18 protein-coding genes, 1 pseudogene and 1 riboswitch are annotated in these 18,653 nt (G+C 42.9%); of the genes and pseudogenes, 9 read left to right on the top strand and 10 right to left on the bottom strand.

Translation table 11 applies throughout. The features are described from left to right. Positions 1 to 101 precede the first annotated feature (101 nt). The 7 genes from P7M01_RS01205 to P7M01_RS01235 form a co-directional block, all read right to left on the bottom strand. On the bottom strand, positions 102 to 1,106 hold the full coding sequence (locus P7M01_RS01205; protein WP_317481945.1) for an ornithine carbamoyltransferase: 1,005 nt from the start codon (positions 1,104 to 1,106) through the stop codon (positions 102 to 104). 111 nt (positions 1,107 to 1,217) lie between these two features. Further along, positions 1,218 to 1,910: a thiamine phosphate synthase gene (gene thiE / locus P7M01_RS01210; RefSeq protein WP_317486319.1), complete on the bottom strand. Its 693-nt coding sequence runs from the start codon at positions 1,908 to 1,910 to the stop codon at positions 1,218 to 1,220. After that, on the bottom strand, positions 1,903 to 2,706 hold the full coding sequence (gene thiD / locus P7M01_RS01215) for a bifunctional hydroxymethylpyrimidine kinase/phosphomethylpyrimidine kinase (RefSeq protein WP_317482795.1): 804 nt from the start codon (positions 2,704 to 2,706) through the stop codon (positions 1,903 to 1,905). The genes thiE and thiD overlap by 8 nt, the downstream gene beginning before the upstream one ends. Before the next feature lie 10 nt (positions 2,707 to 2,716). Beyond that, the gene (thiM, locus tag P7M01_RS01220) at positions 2,717 to 3,520 is read right to left on the bottom strand and encodes a hydroxyethylthiazole kinase (protein ID WP_317482796.1); all 804 of its coding nucleotides are present in this window, start codon (positions 3,518 to 3,520) and stop codon (positions 2,717 to 2,719) included. Positions 3,521 to 3,624: 104 nt separating this feature from the next. Further along, positions 3,625 to 3,718: riboswitch (TPP riboswitch) on the bottom strand. Between the two features lie 96 nt (positions 3,719 to 3,814). After that, positions 3,815 to 4,582 (bottom strand): MmcQ/YjbR family DNA-binding protein, encoded by a 768-nt coding sequence (locus tag P7M01_RS01225; RefSeq protein WP_317477476.1) that lies wholly within the window; start codon positions 4,580 to 4,582, stop codon positions 3,815 to 3,817. A gap of 91 nt (positions 4,583 to 4,673) precedes the next feature. After that, on the bottom strand, positions 4,674 to 5,588 hold the full coding sequence (gene nagK / locus P7M01_RS01230) for an N-acetylglucosamine kinase (protein WP_202937450.1): 915 nt from the start codon (positions 5,586 to 5,588) through the stop codon (positions 4,674 to 4,676). A gap of 51 nt (positions 5,589 to 5,639) precedes the next feature. Further along, entirely contained in the window at positions 5,640 to 6,365 is a 726-nt protein-coding gene (locus tag P7M01_RS01235) for a phosphatase PAP2 family protein (RefSeq protein ID WP_202937451.1), read from the bottom strand. Between the two features lie 83 nt (positions 6,366 to 6,448). Between P7M01_RS01235 and ribA the strand changes: the two genes are divergently transcribed. The 4 genes from ribA (at position 6,449) to hypE (ending at position 10,218) form a co-directional block, all read left to right on the top strand. Then, positions 6,449 to 7,102 (top strand): GTP cyclohydrolase II, encoded by a 654-nt coding sequence (gene ribA, locus P7M01_RS01240; RefSeq protein ID WP_202937452.1) that lies wholly within the window; start codon positions 6,449 to 6,451, stop codon positions 7,100 to 7,102. 102 nt (positions 7,103 to 7,204) lie between these two features. Continuing rightward, entirely contained in the window at positions 7,205 to 7,996 is a 792-nt protein-coding gene (hypB, locus tag P7M01_RS01245) for a hydrogenase nickel incorporation protein HypB (RefSeq protein WP_317482797.1), read from the top strand. Between the two features lies 1 nt (position 7,997). Then, complete coding sequence (hypD, locus tag P7M01_RS01250) at positions 7,998 to 9,110, top strand: hydrogenase formation protein HypD (RefSeq protein ID WP_317482798.1); 1,113 nt, start codon at positions 7,998 to 8,000, stop codon at positions 9,108 to 9,110. Positions 9,111 to 9,204: 94 nt separating this feature from the next. Next, entirely contained in the window at positions 9,205 to 10,218 is a 1,014-nt protein-coding gene (gene hypE / locus P7M01_RS01255) for a hydrogenase expression/formation protein HypE (protein WP_317482799.1), read from the top strand. 95 nt (positions 10,219 to 10,313) lie between these two features. Here hypE and P7M01_RS01260 read toward each other — a convergent pair whose 3' ends face one another. Beyond that, positions 10,314 to 10,799, bottom strand: a complete 486-nt coding sequence (locus tag P7M01_RS01260) for a cupin domain-containing protein (protein ID WP_317482800.1) — start codon at positions 10,797 to 10,799, stop codon at positions 10,314 to 10,316. 124 nt (positions 10,800 to 10,923) lie between these two features. Beyond that, positions 10,924 to 11,331: a YhcB family protein gene (locus P7M01_RS01265; RefSeq protein WP_317477470.1), complete on the bottom strand. Its 408-nt coding sequence runs from the start codon at positions 11,329 to 11,331 to the stop codon at positions 10,924 to 10,926. A 361-nt stretch (positions 11,332 to 11,692) separates the two neighbouring features. On the opposite strand from P7M01_RS01265, the gene P7M01_RS01270 reads away from it, so the two are divergent. The 5 genes and pseudogenes from P7M01_RS01270 to P7M01_RS01290 all read left to right on the top strand — a co-directional run bounded on the left by P7M01_RS01270 (position 11,693) and on the right by P7M01_RS01290 (position 16,919). Beyond that, positions 11,693 to 12,589: a helix-turn-helix transcriptional regulator gene (locus tag P7M01_RS01270; protein ID WP_317482801.1), complete on the top strand. Its 897-nt coding sequence runs from the start codon at positions 11,693 to 11,695 to the stop codon at positions 12,587 to 12,589. A 13-nt stretch (positions 12,590 to 12,602) separates the two neighbouring features. Next, positions 12,603 to 13,088, top strand: a pseudogene (locus P7M01_RS01275) (SMI1/KNR4 family protein). An 11-nt stretch (positions 13,089 to 13,099) separates the two neighbouring features. Beyond that, the gene (locus tag P7M01_RS01280) at positions 13,100 to 14,683 is read left to right on the top strand and encodes a hypothetical protein (protein ID WP_317485947.1); all 1,584 of its coding nucleotides are present in this window, start codon (positions 13,100 to 13,102) and stop codon (positions 14,681 to 14,683) included. A 10-nt stretch (positions 14,684 to 14,693) separates the two neighbouring features. Then, on the top strand, positions 14,694 to 15,641 hold the full coding sequence (locus tag P7M01_RS01285; RefSeq protein WP_317482804.1) for a hypothetical protein: 948 nt from the start codon (positions 14,694 to 14,696) through the stop codon (positions 15,639 to 15,641). A gap of 612 nt (positions 15,642 to 16,253) precedes the next feature. Further along, the gene (locus P7M01_RS01290; protein WP_317482805.1) at positions 16,254 to 16,919 is read left to right on the top strand and encodes a HEPN domain-containing protein; all 666 of its coding nucleotides are present in this window, start codon (positions 16,254 to 16,256) and stop codon (positions 16,917 to 16,919) included. Positions 16,920 to 17,037: 118 nt separating this feature from the next. On the opposite strand, the gene ddc is transcribed toward P7M01_RS01290, so the two are convergent. Continuing rightward, complete coding sequence (gene ddc, locus P7M01_RS01295; RefSeq protein WP_317482806.1) at positions 17,038 to 18,573, bottom strand: L-2,4-diaminobutyrate decarboxylase; 1,536 nt, start codon at positions 18,571 to 18,573, stop codon at positions 17,038 to 17,040. Positions 18,574 to 18,653 lie beyond the last annotated feature (80 nt).

An 18,653-nucleotide genomic window follows, 5' to 3' on the forward strand; every position in this document is an offset into this window, starting at 1 on the left:
TAAAGCCTGTTGCATTTTAATGATTAAAATAGAAAATCACCGCACTTAGGTTATGTAAGTGCGGTGATTTTTTGTCGAGTTTTTTTAGCGGAAGATTAAGATTAAGCCAACGAGGCAACCATCACGGCTTTAATGGTGTGCATACGGTTTTCCGCTTGCTCGAAGGCAATATTCATCGGGCTTTCGAATACGTCTTCCGTCACTTCGATGCCGTTTGCCAGCGCCGGATATTTTGCCGCAATTTCCTGTCCCACTGTAGTTTCGCAATTATGGAACGCCGGTAAACAATGCATAAATTTCACGTTAGGATTGCCCGTGCGTTTCATCAATTCCGGCGTCACCTGATACGGCATCAGTAAATCGATACGTTCGCCCCAGGCTTCAATCGGTTCACCCATGGACACCCAAATATCGGTGTGCACAAAATCCACGCCGCATACCGCGCGGTCAATATTTTCCGTCACGGTAATGCGCGCGCCGGTTTCTTCGGCAAATTCCCGGCACATTGCGACCAAATTGTCTTCCGGTAACAAAGCTTTCGGTGCGCAAATGCGTACGTCCATGCCTAATTTTGCGCCGATTAACAGCAAGGAATTTCCCATATTATTACGGGCGTCGCCAATGTACACGTAACTGATTTCATTGAGCGGTTTGGTGCTGTGTTCAAGCATGGTTAGCACGTCCGCCAGCATTTGAGTCGGGTGGAATTCGTCGGTCAAACCGTTAAATACCGGCACGCCGGAATATTTGGCTAAATCGTTCACAATTTGCTGGCTGAAGCCGCGATATTCGATGGCGTCATATAAACGGCCCAGCACGCGCGCGGTGTCTTTAATGCTTTCTTTATGTCCGATTTGGGAAGAAACGGGATCGAGATAGGTCACGTTCGCGCCCTGATCATAGGCCGCAACTTCAAAGGAACAGCGGGTGCGGGTTGAGGTTTTTTCGAAGATCAGCGCAATATTTTTGCCTTTCAGGCGAGGTTGTTCCGTCCCGCTGTATTTGGCATGTTTTAAATCCCGCGCCAAGTCGAGCAGAAACTGGATTTCACGGGGCGTATGATGAACTAAGCTTAATAAATGACGGTTTTTTAAATTAAATGGCATTGCGTTTGCTCCTTGTATTGAATATGGGCGATATCTTATCGTTTTTGCCGAAGGGATTAAAGCGAAAAGTGCGGGCGGAATTTTAAACGTTTTTTTAGCGCAAAAAACTTCTTAAATTTTGACCGCACTTTTATTAAGCGGCGTTTGTTGTTGTAAAGCGAGCGCCCGAACGGTACGGGCGATATCCGCAGATTGACTAATGGAGGAAATCACCGCAACGCCGTCCGCACCGGAATCTCGCACGTCCGATACGTTCGTTTCGTTTATGCCGCCGATAGCAACGCAGGGCTTTGTCACGCCAACTCGGCGAACCTGACGAATGCATTCCAAACCGACAATCGGCGCATGATCCGCTTTAGATTGAGTGGCAAAAATCGGCCCGATACCGAAATAGTCGATATCCGGGCGATCTTTATTGGCCATCGCCTGTTCTAACGTATTGATAGATAAGCCGATAATGGGTTTATAAGCGGCGCGGGCTAAAATGCTTTCCACCGGCGTATCTTGTTGTCCCACATGAATGCCGTCCGCCTGAATGGACAAAGCCAGTTCAATATCGTCGTTGATAATGAAGGGAACGTTGAATTGACGACATAATTGCTGACATTGTCGTGCAAGCCGGCGTTTTAACGGCGGATCTTGCGCCAGCGAATTTATACCTTTTTCGCGGAACTGAAAGNNGCCCGCCGTTAACGCCCGCTGCAGAATATTGAGCAAATTTTCCGCCGGCGAACCGGTTAAATGGCGGCAATCTTGCGTTCCGGCAATAAAATAAACGGGCAGCATGGATCTGATGTTATTCATCTTGATAGCCCCAATGGTTTGTCGGTCCGTGTCCATGACCGATGTTTAACGAATGGCCAATCGCGGCGGAAATGTAGTCTTTCGCTATGCGGACGGCTTGTTCTATGCCTTTGCCTTTTGCCGTTTCCGCGGCGAGGCAGGCGGAAAATGTACAACCTGTGCCGTGGGTATGTCGGGTATCAATGCGCGGGGATTCCAGCACGAAATGATTTTGCGGCGAAAAAAACCAATCTTTACACCGCTCGCTTTGCGAATTTTCAAGATGGCCCCCTTTAATGATCACTGTTTTTGCGCCCAGTTCGTGTAAAATTTCTGCGGCATCGAAAACGGCCTGTTCGTTTCGGATTTTAATGCCGGTAATGATTTCCGCTTCGGGAATGTTCGGCGTGATGACATGCGCTTTGGGAATCAACCGTTTTTTTAAAGTCGTTACGGCGTTTCGTTGTAACAACGGCGAACCGCCTTTGGCAACCATGACGGGATCCAAAATAATATTCGGCAACGAATATTGTTCTAATCCTTCCGCTACACAGTCGATGATCTCGGCATTGCCCAGCATACCTATTTTCACTGCGGAAAGAGTGAAATCTTCCGCCACCGCTTTTAGCTGAGCCTGAATGATCGCCCGCGGAACGGGATGAATCGCGAAAACGCCTAAAGTGTTTTGTGCGGTAACGGCGGTAATGACTGAAGTGCCGAATACGCCGCGCATTTGGAACGTTTTGAGATCCGCCTGAATACCGGCGCCGCCGCCACTGTCGGAACCGGCAATAGTCAGAACTTGCGGTATGGTCATATTTTGCTCCTTATATTTCACTGATTCGTGCTTTATCGGCAAGTTGGAGCGCATCAATTGTCCCTAACCGATTGATAAAATTTATTGCAAAGGTGCCGGATTCACGGCTCAGATCCCGAGCGGCAAGTTCGCCGGCGACGGCGTACACCGCACAGGCTTCAATGCTGGCGGCAAAATAATCGGCGGGTTGCGCAACGCCTAAAAATGCACCGATTACGGCGCCCAATAAGCATCCCGACCCTGTCACTTTCCGGAATAACTGTGTACCATTTTGAATTTGGCGAACATTTTTACCGTCACTAATAAAATCGATTTCACCGCTTAAAGCGGTAATACATCGATATTTTTGTGCAACGGTTTTCGCAAGACGACTTAAATCGGCAGCATCGCCGCCGGTTACGGCATCGACGCCTTTTCCTTGCCAGTTTATTCCGGCCAGAAAAGCGATTTCCGCCGCATTCCCGCGGATTACGGCAAAATTAATTTCGGCCAGCAGTTGTTTGATGATTTTTTGCCGAAAGGCGGTGGCTCCGACGCCTACGGGATCTAATACGACGGGCACACCCGCTTTGTTAGCGGCCTTGCCTGCAATCAGCATGGCTTTGGCATCGGTTTCGTTGATTGTGCCGATATTAATCAATAGCGCTTGAGCGAAATTCTGAATTTCAGCAATTTCTTCCGGCGTAACGGACATAAAAGGCGAAGCGCCCAATGCCAGCAAACCGTTGGCGGAAAAATTGGTGACTACAAGATTAATCATGCAGTGAACAAGCGGCGTTTGGCTGCGAACAAGAGGTAAATAATGGGATTGCATAGCGTTTCCTTTCGTATTCAAAATGAAATTGACCGGCAATCTGGGGGAAAGGAAAAATTGATTTAATGGAAGGCGGCAGGCGATTCTGCCGGAAATCCGACCTTAGAAGGTTGCAATTAGTTTCCTACGCCAGTATTAGCTGTGTCAGGTTCACGGGTATTATCTCAGCCGCAAAATGCAGCACCCCGACTAATGGCGCTCAGTTTAATCCGATTTGAGCGAAAAGGCAAAACGACTTGTAAAAATTGTGAGACGGCTCACAAAAACAATGAAAAATTTGACCGCACTTTTACGTTACTCATCGCTTATCAAATCAATTTCCTGCTTTAAGCCGTAAGGCATATGACGCGGGCCTCGCACTGCGGAAACGCCGAATTGCGCCATTTTGGCGCGGGGAATCAATGTTTTGTCGTATTCTTTTAAGCAGCGAATTTTCATCACCCGTTTTATTTGCAAATGATCATGGCGTCGGCGATACGGAATGTTTACCTCCAACACCAAACATTTGTAACGGATTGCCGCCGTCGGCGCGGTGACATAAATATACACAATGTCGTCCGGCGCCACATTATTGCTTTGTTTCCAAAGAATTTCGCCGCCTTCGCGCAGATCTTTTTCCACATCATAATATTTCGGGTTGGCGGGCACGATCCATTCCGTATAACGGGCGATACCGAGCCGTTTTTTGGTTTGCCGGGTGGCGGTTAAATCGAAGCTGGCGTTTAGTAAAAAGAAAATTGTGTCATTATCCACCGAACCGTCGAGGCGGACGGTCAGCCAATGGGATTTATTCATGTGATAGGCAGGCAGAAAGCCGTCCTGGGCGAGGAATGTGCTGAGAATTTCCGGCGAGCATTTTACGTTCATGACATCGATGGCCTCCGTTCCCGCCAGTCCCAGTTTGGCTTTCGGTACGTTCATGACAATGGCGTACCATTTGCGATTATCCTGATGGCGCAAAACCGCGTAATCGGGATAGGTTTTCCATAAATATTCCGGCTGCGAACCGTATTGTGTCAGCACATAGTCGAATATTTGCCGTGTTAGACTTTTGTTTGCCATGTTTTCCTCCGTAACCGATTACGACAATAATATTTTACGCCTAAAAAACAAAAGTGCGGTCAAATTTAACCGCACTTTTTGAGGAAACGTATTATTTTTCCAGAAACAACGCCGCCGCACCGCGTACGCCGCCGGAATCGCCGTATTTGGCTTTTTTAATGGTCGGCACGTTGGCGCTGCGCATTAAATGGCGCGGCAGCGCTTTCGGCAGCGCTTCGTAGAGATAATCGAAGTTGGATAAACCGCCGCCGAGCACAATTAAATGGGGATCCAACACGGTGATAATGTTTCCGATGGAAATTGCCGCCAATTCTACAAAAAGTTCGACAAATTCGACCGCACTTTTATCGCCTGCGTAAAAATTATCGATAATTTCTTTGGCGGATAAAGCTTCGCCTTGCAGATCGCGATACAGCATTTCGAAGCCGCGGCCGGAAAGATAGGTGTCTAAACAGGCTTTGTTGCCGCAACCGCATTCGTAAATCGGCGCTTTATCCCAACCGAGCAGTTTCAGCGCGTGATAATTCAACTGAATATGGCCCAATTCGCCCGCCATGCCGATATTGCCCGAGTGAACTTTGCCGTTGAACACCAAACCGCCGCCGAAACCGGTGCCGAGAATTAATCCTAACACGAAAGGATATTGTTGATTTTCTTCGTCCCAGGCCTCGGACAAGGCGAAGCAGTTGGCGTCGTTTTCCGCCCGAACTTCGCGTCCCAATCGTTCGGACAGATCTTTTAAAATCGGTTTGTTATCGGCGATACGAATATTGGTGATTTCCGCGATGCCGGTTTCGCGATTGACGAAACCCGGCAAACCTAAACCCACGGAGCCTTTGCAACCGAATTTAGCATCGGCCTTTTGTACCAGATTCACAATGGCGGACAACCAGTCTTCATAGCTTTCCTGCGGGGTCGGCACGCGTTCGCTGTATTGTTTTTCCAATTTGTCATTGAATACGGCGAGTTCGATTTTTGTACCGCCGATATCAAATCCGTATAACATACATCTCTCCTTATATAAAAAACTTTGAAAATTTTAACCGCACTTTCCGTTTTATTCTTTGACGAAGATCGCTTTTTTTCGTAAATACCAGAAAATGCTGCAATTAATTATCCAGGCAATCAAGGTGCTGACCAACAGATCGATAGGATGGTGCATGCCGAGGCGTAAACGGCTGACAAGCATTAATAACGCCCAGAGAAAGGTTCCCGCCACTAAGAGTTTGGAGGTGGATTTGCATCGACCGTAAATTTCCGTGAAACCGACCGCCAGTAACAGCCAGGTGACGGCAAAAATAGTATGACCGGAAGGGAAAGAGTAGCCGGTTTCGTTTTCGCGGTGACGGCTTAACCAATCCGGGGTTTCCGGTTTGTCGGCATAGAATTGATTCACCAGCACTTCCCGCTGTTGACGCGGGTGATCATAGAAATATTCCGCGGAAACGCCGGATTTTTCCGTAAGTTCGATAATAAACGGACGGGGTTCGGCAAAAACGGATTTGGAAACGCTTTTAATGCCTTGGGTGACGCAGGTGGCGAGCGCCATCACAACGACCGCCAGAATCCACTTTTGACGGGTCGGGAAAATTGGAGCGAAAAGCAACGCAAACACAGCGCAAGTGATGACGGCATAAGGCGAACTGCCGGTTTCCGTTAGCCAATAAAGAAAATGATCAAATTGCGTAAGATGAGCGTCTCCGGCCCATTTCCAGGAAAAAATCCATACAAAAATTGGCACAAGACAGAGTAAAAACGTATATAATGACAGGCGTTTTAACATAAATACAGCTCCTAATGATGACGTCTTAATCAAATTCGGCATTCTATCATTAGTGCGGCAAAATCAGAATAAGGAATTTATTTATGGCAAAAATTCAGCGTGTGACTGAAGCCACTTTACCCACGGAATTCGGTATTTTTAAAATTGTGGGATTTGAATTTCCCGACACTAAAAAAGAACATGTGGCTTTGGTCATGGGCGACGTGGAAGACGGACAACCCGTGCTGGCGCGCATTCATTCCGAATGTTTAACCGGCGACGCTTTACACAGTTTGAAATGCGATTGCGGTTTTCAGCTTGCCAGCGCTTTGCGCCAAATCAGCCAGGAAGGTCGCGGTGTGTTGGTTTATCATCGTGAAGAAGGGCGCGGTATCGGATTAATTAATAAAATCCGCGCTTATGCCTTGCAGGATCAGGGAATGGATACCATTGAAGCGAATCTGGCGCTCGGCTTTAAAGCGGACGAACGCAATTTTTCCGTGTGTGCCGATATTTTTGAGCAGTTGGGCGTGAAAGCGGTGCGGTTGCTGACCAATAATCCGGCAAAAATCGAAACCATGAAAGCGGCGGGAATCAATGTGGTGGAAAGAGTGCCGCTGAACGTAGGCGAAAATCGCTATAACGTGGGCTATCTTGATACCAAAGCCAAGAAAATGGGGCATTACATCGTACATAATAACGAAAAACATTTTTTGGATTGCCCGCATTGTCAAGCTGAAATTCCCGCTGATGAGTAGGGAATTGATCTCGGTCAATTCCATCCGACGGGGTTAGTGCTATGCTAACTCCGTTTTTGTTTTTACAATTTTATAACAACGTTCATAACGTGGGAGAGCATTATGTGTACGACCTGTGGTTGTGGTCACCCGGATCAAGTTCGAATAGGCGAATTGCCTCATTCGCACGACCATTCGCATGAGCAAAGTGCGGTCAAATTACCGAACTTTTCGCATTCACATTTTCATTCGACCGAGCCGGACGAACATCAAAAACGATTGCTTAAGGTCGAGCAGGACGTGTTGGGAGAAAATAACCGACTGGCGGAGATAAATCGTCAATTATTTGAAAAAAATCATATTTTGACCTTAAATCTGGTTTCCAGTCCGGGTTCCGGCAAAACCATGCTGTTAACCGCCACTTTAAACGCGTTAAAAAACGACCGCACTTGTTACGTAATTGAAGGCGATCAGCAAACGGAAAACGATGCCGAACGCATCCGCGAAACCGGTGTGCCGGCAATTCAAGTGAATACGGGAAAAGGTTGTCATTTGGACGCCAAAATGATTGCCGATGCGCTGGTGAAATTAAAACCGCAGGCGGATTCCGTTCTGTTTATCGAAAACGTGGGCAATTTGGTGTGTCCTTCCGAATTTGATTTGGGCGAAAAAACAAAAGTAGTGATTTTATCCGTGACGGAAGGCGAAGACAAACCGTTGAAATATCCGCATATGTTTGCGGCGTCCGGTTTGATGATTTTAAGCAAAATCGATCTGTTGCCATATCTGAAATTCGACGTGGACAAATGCATCGAAAACGCCAAACGCATTAATCCGAATATCGAAGTGATTCGGCTTTCATCCGTCACCGGCGAAGGCATGCAGAATTGGCTGAATTGGTTAGGCAGAAATTAACATGCGGTTTGTTGATGAATTCCGCGCTCCGGAACTGGCCGCAAGTCTGGTACAACGGCTGAAAAAACTCATGAAAAATTTACCGCACTTTACGGCGGAAAATCCGTTATATTTAATGGAAGTCTGCGGCGGTCATACCCATACGATCTTCAAATTCGGGCTGGATCGTCTGTTGCCGCCGTCCGTTGAATTTATTCACGGCCCCGGTTGCCCGGTTTGCGTGTTGCCGATGGGACGGATTGACGTTTGCATTGAAATCGCGGAAAAACCGAATGTGATTTTCTGTACCTTCGGCGACGCTATGCGGGTGAAAGGACGCAAAGGTTCGTTGCTGGAAGCCAAAGGGCGAGGTGCGGACGTTCGTATTGTGTATTCGCCGTTGGACGCTTTAACTCTGGCGCGGAATAATCCGGATAAACAAGTGGTGTTTTTTTCCCTGGGTTTTGAAACTACCATGCCAAGTACGGCAGTCACGCTGCAACAGGCAAAAAAACAGGACGTACGGAATTTTCGTATTGTGTGTCAGAACATCACGATTATTCCGACTCTGCGCAGTCTGCTGTCGCAGGATCAAATCAAAATAGACGGATTTATCGCGCCGGGACATGTTAGCATGGTGATTGGTTCGCAACCTTATCAAACGTTGTGCGACCAATTTCATAAACCTTTTGTTATTACCGGTTTCGAACCGCTGGACATTTTGCAATCTATCGTGATGTTGGTGCAGCAATTTGCGGACGGACGTTGCGAAGTAGAGAATCAGTACAAACGTATCGTGCATGAGAACGGTAATGCTTTGGCGCAACGCGCCATAGCGGAGGTTTTTCAACCGAAAGCCCGTAGCGAATGGCGCGGATTGGGCGAAATCGAAGAATCGGGCGTGGAATTGACGCCGGCATATCGTCAATTTGATGCGGAAATTTATTTTCACAGTCAGCCCCAACGCGTGGCGGACGATCCCGATTCCCGCTGCGGCGATGTGCTGACGGGCAAATGCAAACCCGCCGATTGTCCGTTGTTCGGGACGGGCTGTAATCCTGATAACGCTTACGGCGCATTAATGGTGTCTTCCGAAGGCGCCTGTGCGGCATATTATCAATACCGCCGGGAATAAGCGCCCGCCGGGTTAAAACAAAGGTTGATGAGGCATACGAAAGGTATGCCTCAATGGTTTCAATTTTATTGCAGTCAATCACAAAAGGATTCTTATGACTGATTTTATCACCATGGCGCACGGCAACGGCGGTGCGGCAATGCAAAAACTGATCCGGGAATATTTTTTCGACGCGTTTAACAATCCCATTCTCGCGCAAGGAGAAGATCAGGCCCGCATTCCTTTAGATGAACTGACAAAGCGCGGTCAAAAATTAGCCTTTTCTACCGACAGTTTCGTTATCGATCCGATTTTTTTCCCCGGCGGCAATATCGGTAAATTAGCGGTTTGCGGCACGGCGAATGACATCGCCGTGGGCGGCGCGGTGCCAAAATATTTATCCTGCGGATTTATTTTGGAAGAAGGTTTGCCGTTGAGTGAATTGAAAACCATCATTCAGGCTATGGCGGAAACCTGTCAAAAAGCCGGCATTCAGGTGGTAACGGGCGATACCAAAGTGGTGCAAAAAGGCGCCGTGGATAAAATTTTCATCAATACCGGCGGCATTGGCGTGATTCCCGAAAATCTTGACTGGGGCGCTCACCGCATTGAAGCGGGCGATCAAATTATCATTAGCGGCACCATCGGCGATCACGGCGCGACGATTTTAAACTTACGGGAAAATCTCGGCATTCAGACGGCATTGCAAAGCGATTGCGCCGTGCTGACGCCGTTAATTGATTTGCTTCGTCCGATTGACGGAATAAAAGCCGTGCGCGATGCCACGCGCGGTGGCGTGAATGCCGTGTTGCACGAATATGCGCAAGCTCGAGACCTGGGCATGCGCATTGAAGAAGCGGCGTTACCGATTCGCAGCGAAGTTCGCGGAATCTGTGAAATTCTGGGGCTGGAAGCGTTAAATTTCGCCAACGAAGGGAAGTTGGTGATTATTGCCAAAGCTGAAAAAACAGCGGAAATTCTGACCGCACTTCACAGCCATCAATTAGGCCAAAATGCCGCCCTCATCGGCGAGGTGACCGAAGACAAAAAAGTGCGTTTGGCGGGAATTTTCGGACAAAGCCGTTTACTGGATTTACCCACCAACGAACCGTTGCCGAGAATTTGTTAAGATTTCATTAAAATCTGCGTCGCCATTCGTCGAAAGCATACCGGCTTTGAGACGCAGATAAAAAAGTGCGGTCAGTTTTTTCATTGTTTTTGTGATTATTTTGTTGGCATGTTCGTCAATTTAGCGACGGGGTTGAGGAATATTAAAGGTTCGTCGCCGATATTTTTCAAGGCATGAGATTGCCCCGGCCGGGCGATGGTAATGTCGCCGGCTTCTACCGCCGTTTCTTTACCGTTTCCGTCAGTAAATAACCCTTTGCCGGATACGATAATGTAAACGTCTTCGTTGTCATTGTGTTTGTGCAAACCGATTGACGCTCCTTTCGGCAGGGTAAGCCAGCCGATTTCTTTGAACGCATCCCGACTGTCTGTTTGGTGGCGAGTGAAAGCGAAATCTCCTAACAATTCGCCTTCGCCGCCTGCGGTTTTCTCACGATTCCATTTAAGCAAATCCGCTTTTTTGTACACCTGAACGGCGCGATTCAACTTGACGTCGTTTGCACCGTTTGCTTCCGCCGCAGCAAAACGGACGAAGCCGGCGGCAATCACAGCGATTAAATATAAAGATATTTTATTTTTCATATGAGCCTCCTGCGGGCGTTGGAATAACATTTTTCGATCAAAGTGCGGGCAAAATTTTCATTGTTTTTTCGACGGAGAATAAAAAAGAGCCGATAAAATACCCGCTCTTTTTCTCTTGATTTGATTAGCGTTCCGCTTTAAACAGACCGGAAGAACCTTCCGAATAATCCCGCGGCTGATGATCTTTCTCAACGGCGGCGGTGGATTTATCGGAATTCATAAAACTTTGCAGGAACAATCCTTTAGTTTTGGCATCCGGCATTAATTCGTCGGAAGATTTCGCCATATGACGGTAAATTTTCTGATAATCCTGCGCCAGCACTTTAAATAAATCGGCACTTTCCGCAAAGTGTTTTTCCAGCAATTCTTCCTGTTTTTGCAGGGCGGATTTGGTTTGTTGCAATTCGCTTTCGGTTTGCGCCTGTTTTTTAACCGAACCTTTGGTGAGGCGCAAAATGAGATAAGTTATGACAACGCCCACGCCGAGCCCAATGCCTGCGGCTTGCCACATTTCAGTCGTCCAGGTTTGCATAAATGCCTCCTTTTTTTATTTTTGTTTTATCATAACGGGAAAATCGGCGTTTGTCTTGTCTGACTTGTGGGTTATTTGCGGTAGATCACATTTCCGCCGAATGAAACGTAAACCGCCCGAACTTAAGGTGAATTTTCTAGGAAATGCGATTAGCCTATTAAAAAATATCTGCTCATATATTAATCATTTGATATACATTTCGTAAAAACTTACAATTACTTTACATTAGTTTACTTTACTTTGTTATAATTTACTTTATAGTTAAGCTAATTTTTTAAAATCTTAAAAACAGTTTTTTCTGACATAACCTGTCAATTTCATTTTCTAAAATTTAGAAAATTTTAATCCAATAGGAACCAATATGGCTGATGAAAAACTTGCTTTTCGACTAGCCGATATACTAATTCGTCTTAACCGAGGCGAACGGCTTAATGCAAAAAAACTCGCCGAACAATATAGCATTTCCGAAAGAACGATTCGTCGCGATTTAACGGAACGTTTTGCATTTCTGAATTGGAATGAAGATAAGCATCCTTATTATCAACTCGATCGTAAAAAACTCGGGCATTTAACACCTGACGATATTCAACGTTTTGCTAAATTTGCCAGTATCAGCCAATTATTTCCTAAAATCGATCGCACTTTTTATGAAGAAAAATTGTTGCAATCCGTGCAAGTGAAAGGCTTGCAATATGAAGACATCAGCCATTATGGAAGAGAATTTGATATGGTGAAAAGTGCGGTGGAAAATCATCGTGTTTTGATATTCAAATACAGCAAAAACAATGGCGAAATCAAACATTACCAAATTGCACCTTATTCGCTTCTAAACAAAAACGGTGTGTGGTATGTCATCGGTACCGACCAAGGCAAACAAAAAACCTTTTGTTTCACTCAAATGAGTCTGTTGCGCGAGCTTCCCGAAACCTTTACGCCCGACGAAAATTTGGTACGAAGCATCAAAGAAAACGACAGCTTATCCCACGGTAACCAACTCGCTGAAGTAATTATCCAAGTATCAAAATTTGCTGCACCTTATTTCTTACGTCGCAATTTATTGCCCAATCAAGAATTAGTGAGAAAACTCGACTACGGCGGATTAATTCTCGCCTGTCCCAATGTAAATGAAATGGATGTTATTCCTTTGGTGCAATATTGGATTCCGCATTTGGTGATTATTTCACCGCAGGAATTGCAGCAACAAATTGAACAAAAACTGCGTAACTATTTAACGATTGGCAGAATATTCAGAAAATAAATTTATTAAATATATGAACCTATTAATTGAAAAATTAAAATCCACTTGTTCTCAAAACACTATTGCTGATCTAAATCCAGCTGCAACTGAAAAAGAAATTGCCATATTAGAGTTATCTATTGGGGTAAAACTACCAGCAGACTTTAAGGCATATTTGAAAATACATAATGGACAAAAAAGAAATGCCGTGGGGATATTTAATTGGTTACAAGCATTATCTACACAACGAATTCAAAAAGAGTAGCAAATATGGAAAGACCTATTAGATGCTGGAGAATTTAAAGATGTTATAGGAAATAGTTCACCTGAGATTAAAAATTCTTGGTGGAATATATCTTGGATTCCAATTACAACTCATGGCTATGGTAACAATATATGTATTGATCTTTCTCCTACTGAACTAGGACATAAAGGACAAATAATAGAAATTTGGCATGATGATGATTTAAGACAGATTCTGACAAATAATTTTACTGAATGGCTAAAGTCCCTCATTTGAAGGAATAAAATATGAATACTAAAGAAAAAACATTAAAACAAAAGCGATTAGAGCAATTATTTCAAGAATGCCAGGATACTGTTATTTCGCAAACTCTTAGTGCTCTAGGATTGTGCAAAGGTATGTTTACCGATCGTGATGGAGGTAATGTAACTACACTAAAAAATTTTAAGCGAGAAGATAATAGTTACGTTCATGAACGAGATCATGCTAGCTATGAACAGGCAAACAAGAAGTTTGAACGTTCTGATTATACTGATCGCGCTTGGAATGAGAAAAAAGCAAAGTACAAAGCAGGTGGCATTGACAAATATACTGGGAAAGAGTTTGAGGATTCTACAAGTGTAGATTTGGATCATATTACTCCATTAAAAAAAATTGATTCAAATAAGAAATATCATCTTGCATATAATACAGGTACGGATAGCGGTAGAGAAAGATTGCGAGATATTGCAAATAATGACCAAAATCTTGCACCTACCAATGCCTCAATAAATAGAAGTAAAGGAAAGAAAACTAACTCTGAATTCCTTGAATCTACACCGATCGAAAGAAAAAAAGAATTAGGTGTAAATGATGAATTAATGAAAAAAGAAGAAAAAAAATCTCAAAAATATATTGAATCTCAAGGTAACAAAGAATTATTAAAAAAACAAACAAAAGAAATCCTTTCCTCAGGTGGAGAACAAGCCATAGATATGGGAGTTAAGCAAGCATTCAGCTCACTAATGATTGAAGTTATAAATATCACATTTAATGAAGTTAAAATTATTGTAAGAGATGAAAATATTTTAGATAAGAAATCACTAAAACAGTTCAATAATAGAATAAAAAGAAATATAAGGGCTTTTATCTGTAAAGTTCCCGATATATTGAAAGATAGTATAAAAGGTGGAATTAGTGGTTTTCTGAGTAATCTATTTACGTTTATTATAAATAACTTTATTTCAACTGCTAAAAAAATAGTTACCATGATACGTGAAGGCTTTCGAGCTATTTACCGAGTATTTAAAATGATATTTTTTCCACCGGAAGGTATGAGCAAAACAGAAATATGGGCTAATGCTATAAAATTACTATCAACTACGCTTATTACGACATTTGCATTAACTTTTACAGATACAATTGCAGCTTTCTTAACTGTTAACTTACCAATATTGACACCTATTGCTGATGTAATAGCATCTGTATTTATAGGAATCATAAGTGGTTTAGCAAGTGCTTTAATTAGCTATCTTATTGACTCATTGTTAGATAAATTTATAGATCGGCATGATGAACAAATGATGGATATGTTGCTAGAACAAAGCGAAATAAGAGAAAAACTGGTTACAGATCTAATTACGTTCATAAATACTAGCGAGAAAAGTGTCCAGGTTTATACTCACATAATTCAACGCAATCAACTTATTTGTCAAAATTTTGCAACCATAGAAAATAATAATACTGTAATACATTCAGGCATAAGTCAATCAGTTAAGAAAATTCAAAAAGTAACTGAGCAAACAAAATCACAAATAACTAAATCCATAGAAACTGTTAATTCTATTGAATCCAGCCAAATAGATATAGAAATATTTTTAGCCAATTATTAGGAATACTGATATGACTCAACTGACAACTCAAAAAAGCAATATGGTAGTAACTGCTCTTTCAAATATTGATATTCCATCAAATATTCTAGAGCAAGTGAATATTTCAGAACTTGTACGTGAAATACATCAAAGTCAGCAAGATGTTGTTTCTAGTAAAGATGCGCTTGTTAATGCTAGAGAAGAAAAAGAAAAAGGTAGTTTTTGGGAAAACTGGTGGTATAATCGAGATGATGCAATTAAACAAGCGAATGAAAACCTGTCTATGGCAGTTGGTGATTTATCATCTAATTCATCAAAATTAATGGTAGTTAATACTGCAATTTCTAAAGTTTTACTTGAGCAACAATCTCAACTTGAGCAGCAGCAAATGAGATTAAGTGAGCAAGCTTATAAAATCGAAAAACAAAATTATGAAATTGCCGAGCAACAAGCAAAACTCGATCTAGCTAATCAAGAACTGGCAGAACAACAAATTAAAATAAATGAAGCAAACAAAGGGTTAATGGAAGCTAAGGGAATCACTCAAGAGCAAGCATTAAAATTAGTCAATATTGTTAAAAGAACCGAAGCCCTGGAAGATGATTTTAATGCTAAAATTTCCATATTCCAAGAAAACTTTGAGAATAATGTAAATGAGATTAATAATTCCAATGTAAAATTACATGAAAAGTTAAATAACACTGTAAAAGAAATTGAAAAATCATTAATCAGTTATATTGATAATAAAAATGATAAAATTACATTTGAACTATTACCAAATATAATACAAGACATAACATCAATAAATAACCAGTTAGAAAATATTAAAAAAAGCAAGAAAATAATTTATGATTTAGTGGCTAAGAATAGTAAAAGATATAAAATGTTTTCTTGGCTATTACTAATATTATTTATGATGGTAATTATTCTAAGTGGAATAAGTTACTGCTTAGTAAAAGGTATTGCAGTTAATTTTTAGTAACTAAGCGGGTATAGCCTGCTTTTCTTTTAAATTTATCGAAATATAATTTTTATAAAAGTTATTAAAATGCCTGTGGTTCATCAGCGAGATCGACATCGATTGTGCTATATTGCACGCTGCTTTTTTACATCAGTAAAATGAATGATAGAAAAACGTGCTATTCCTTCAGATTTAAATTGATATTCACGATAAGCTGTATCAGCCAGTTCTTTATCAATCACATCTCTAACATTCTCAAAGATGTGATTATTATAGAAAAATTGGTTTACACGTTAATCGTCTTTTGCTACAAGATGATAAGTGAGTTTTTGTGTGTTAGGTTCATCATCAATAAACCCACATTGACAAATTAGCCTGTTTCGATATAAGAGCGATATTTAAAAAACTATGTAAAATTGGAGTTTTCATTGAACGTTGTTTTAATAATTAGGTTCTAGAATACGTGTTCATATTTTTCATTTTTACTTCCGTGAATTCTAGAGTGTAATCCTGTTTTATTGGTGACGTAAAGTGTGAAAGCTATTTTGTTGTGTATTATGCTTTATGCTTATATATTGCAGTATGTTTATGCAATTAGATTTAACCTTTCTTTAAACAAGAGGTCATCAAATGTGTTTGTTAAAAATAACAGAAAATTTAACCGCACTTTTTCAAGAAAAAAAGAATGCCAAATTGTTGAATGATGACTTTTCATTGCGTATTCACCGTTCATTAAGTTGGTTGCGCAAAGCTGCGGAAACGGAAGATTTGGATACGAAATTTATTTATCTTTGGATTGCATTTAATGCGGCTTATGCGCGTGAATTGAATAATATGGGAACAAAAGATCGCGTGGTATTTAATGAATTTTTATTGCGGATTTGTGCTCATGATGAAGCTCAAAAGATCTATCATTTAATTTGGGCAAAATTCACAGGATCCATTCGTTTGTTAACATCCAATAAATATGTTTTTCAGCCGTTTTGGGATTTTCATAACCAAAAAATTAGTGAAGAAGAGTATGGTAAAGCCAGAAATAAAGATCGTGAAAAGTTGTTATTATCCTTTAAAACAAAGAATACGGAACGTTTGCTGTCGGTGCTATTTGAGCGTTTATATACATTACGGAATCAAATTTTACACGGTGGAGCTACATTTAACAGCCGAGTAAATCGCGATCAAATTCGTGACAGTAACGATATTTTGACAAGCTTAATTCCTACTATGTTAGAAATTATGTTACGCAATCATAACGCTATTGATTGGGGTAAACCGTTTTATCCTGTTGTAAACTAAAAATGGCGCATTTGCGCCATTTCTTGTGGAAGATTGTTTAGCAATCAATCCTAATAGTTTAGTCGTTCACATTATAGTGAATTGTTTCTCCATTATTTGGTTATAAAGATTATTACTTTTAATCAATAGGCGGAATATAAGTGCCGTCGGCGATGGCGTCTTTAATCCGATCGGCTTCCGCTAACACCAAATCCAGCAGCGCTTTCACGTCTTCCAGCGTGGCAATCGGGCTTAAAGTCGTCATTTTCAGCGATTGTTTATCGCCGACTTTGGTGACGCCGATATTGGCTTCGCCGCGGGCGAACAGCTCATCCGCCACATTTTGGTTTAACGCATCCAGCCATTGCGTCGGATAACCTTTCGGATTTACCCGGAACAGCACCGCGGCAAATTGAGTCGGAACCAGCATTTCCAAGCCTTCGGCGGCGTGAATGTAGGATTCCACTTGTTTGGTGAGTTTTACGCCGTGATCAATCATGGACGCGTACAAATCTTCGCCTAAAGCTTCCAGCGTGAACCATAATTTTAAGGCGTCGAAGCGACGGGTGGTTTGCAGCGATTTAGACACCAGATTAGGTACGCCGTGTTGTTCGTCGTATTCGGAATTCAGGTAATCCGCTTTGTAGTCGATGAAACGATAGTTCGCCGGATCATTCAATAAAAACGCACCGCAGGAAATAGTTTGGAAGAAATGCTTATGAAAATCCAGCGTGACGGAATCGGTGAGTTCGATACCGTCTAGCAAACGGCGATAATCTTTTGATAACAACAAAGCGCCGCCCCAGGCCGCGTCTACGTGTAACCAGGCTTTGTGTCGGTCGGCCAGTTTGCGGATGGCTTTCAAATCATCAATGGCGCCTGCATCGGTGGTGCCTGCGGTTGCCACGATACAAGCCGTGATTTTGTCTTCCGTTTTAAGCTGATTCAGCGTTTTTTCAAGCTCGGCGATATCCATTTGCGCGTTGGCATTGGTCGGCACCGTGACGACGGATTGAAAGCCCATGCCCATCATCGCCATATTTTTTTGTACGGAAAAATGGGCGTTTTCAGAGCAAACCACTTTGATTTTTTTCAATGCGTCTGCCGGCAAACCGTCGCGTTGAACGGACCATTCGCTGCCGTCTGCATTCTTCCAGTTGTTCGCCACCGCCCAATCGCGCGCGAGTAACACGCCCATCAGGTTGGATTGGGTGCCGCCCGAAGTAAATACGCCTGAAGTGCCTTTGCCATAGCCGACTTTTTGACGAAGCCAGTCGATTAAATGCTCTTCCATAATGGAACCGGCCGGGCTTTGATCCCAGGAATCCATGGATTGATTGGTCGCATTGATTAACACTTCCGCAATTTGGCTGGTCACCATAGTCGGGCAGTGTAAATGGGCGAGCGAATGCGGATGGTGCACTTTCAAACTCGGATTCAAAAAGATTTCCACCAAATGATCCAGCGATTTTTTTATGCCCAGGCCGTCTTTGCTTGGGTTAAAACCGCCGATAGTCGCGCGTAATTCTTTGATTGAACCGCCGGTGTACATTTTTTCGTTTTTAAGCCAGTGGGAAACCGCTTTTACCGCGTCCTTCATCGCCGTTTCATAATCCGCGACGGATTGCGGATCTCTGCAAAAAAGCGATTGTCTGTGTTTCGAAATATCTGCCATATTATAGAATTCCGTATTTCGGTCGCAGGCGTTTATCAGCCTGCCGATTCATAATAAAAGGCGAGCCGGCAAGCCCGCCC

This window comes from Exercitatus varius, assembly GCF_029577735.1.
Classification (GTDB): domain Bacteria; phylum Pseudomonadota; class Gammaproteobacteria; order Enterobacterales; family Pasteurellaceae; genus Exercitatus; species Exercitatus varius.

What these genes read in the sequence shown, in the direction of transcription:
- P7M01_RS01260 (WP_317482800.1), bottom strand. Translation starts at nt 10,799, where the DNA reads ATGAAAAATAAAATATCTTTATATTTAATCGCTGTGATTGCCGCCGGC.
- P7M01_RS01290 (WP_317482805.1), top strand. Translation starts at nt 16,254, where the DNA reads ATGTGTTTGTTAAAAATAACAGAAAATTTAACCGCACTTTTTCAAGAA.
- P7M01_RS01205 (WP_317481945.1), bottom strand. Translation starts at nt 1,106, where the DNA reads ATGCCATTTAATTTAAAAAACCGTCATTTATTAAGCTTAGTTCATCAT.
- P7M01_RS01225 (WP_317477476.1), bottom strand. Translation starts at nt 4,582, where the DNA reads ATGGCAAACAAAAGTCTAACACGGCAAATATTCGACTATGTGCTGACA.
- P7M01_RS01265 (WP_317477470.1), bottom strand. Translation starts at nt 11,331, where the DNA reads ATGCAAACCTGGACGACTGAAATGTGGCAAGCCGCAGGCATTGGGCTC.
- hypD (WP_317482798.1), top strand. Translation starts at nt 7,998, where the DNA reads ATGCGGTTTGTTGATGAATTCCGCGCTCCGGAACTGGCCGCAAGTCTG.
- P7M01_RS01280 (WP_317485947.1), top strand. Translation starts at nt 13,100, where the DNA reads ATGAATACTAAAGAAAAAACATTAAAACAAAAGCGATTAGAGCAATTA.
- thiD (WP_317482795.1), bottom strand. Translation starts at nt 2,706, where the DNA reads ATGACCATACCGCAAGTTCTGACTATTGCCGGTTCCGACAGTGGCGGC.
- ribA (WP_202937452.1), top strand. Translation starts at nt 6,449, where the DNA reads ATGGCAAAAATTCAGCGTGTGACTGAAGCCACTTTACCCACGGAATTC.
- P7M01_RS01270 (WP_317482801.1), top strand. Translation starts at nt 11,693, where the DNA reads ATGGCTGATGAAAAACTTGCTTTTCGACTAGCCGATATACTAATTCGT.
- nagK (WP_202937450.1), bottom strand. Translation starts at nt 5,588, where the DNA reads ATGTTATACGGATTTGATATCGGCGGTACAAAAATCGAACTCGCCGTA.
- thiM (WP_317482796.1), bottom strand. Translation starts at nt 3,520, where the DNA reads ATGCAATCCCATTATTTACCTCTTGTTCGCAGCCAAACGCCGCTTGTT.
- hypB (WP_317482797.1), top strand. Translation starts at nt 7,205, where the DNA reads ATGTGTACGACCTGTGGTTGTGGTCACCCGGATCAAGTTCGAATAGGC.
- hypE (WP_317482799.1), top strand. Translation starts at nt 9,205, where the DNA reads ATGACTGATTTTATCACCATGGCGCACGGCAACGGCGGTGCGGCAATG.
- P7M01_RS01235 (WP_202937451.1), bottom strand. Translation starts at nt 6,365, where the DNA reads ATGTTAAAACGCCTGTCATTATATACGTTTTTACTCTGTCTTGTGCCA.
- P7M01_RS01285 (WP_317482804.1), top strand. Translation starts at nt 14,694, where the DNA reads ATGACTCAACTGACAACTCAAAAAAGCAATATGGTAGTAACTGCTCTT.
- ddc (WP_317482806.1), bottom strand. Translation starts at nt 18,573, where the DNA reads ATGGCAGATATTTCGAAACACAGACAATCGCTTTTTTGCAGAGATCCG.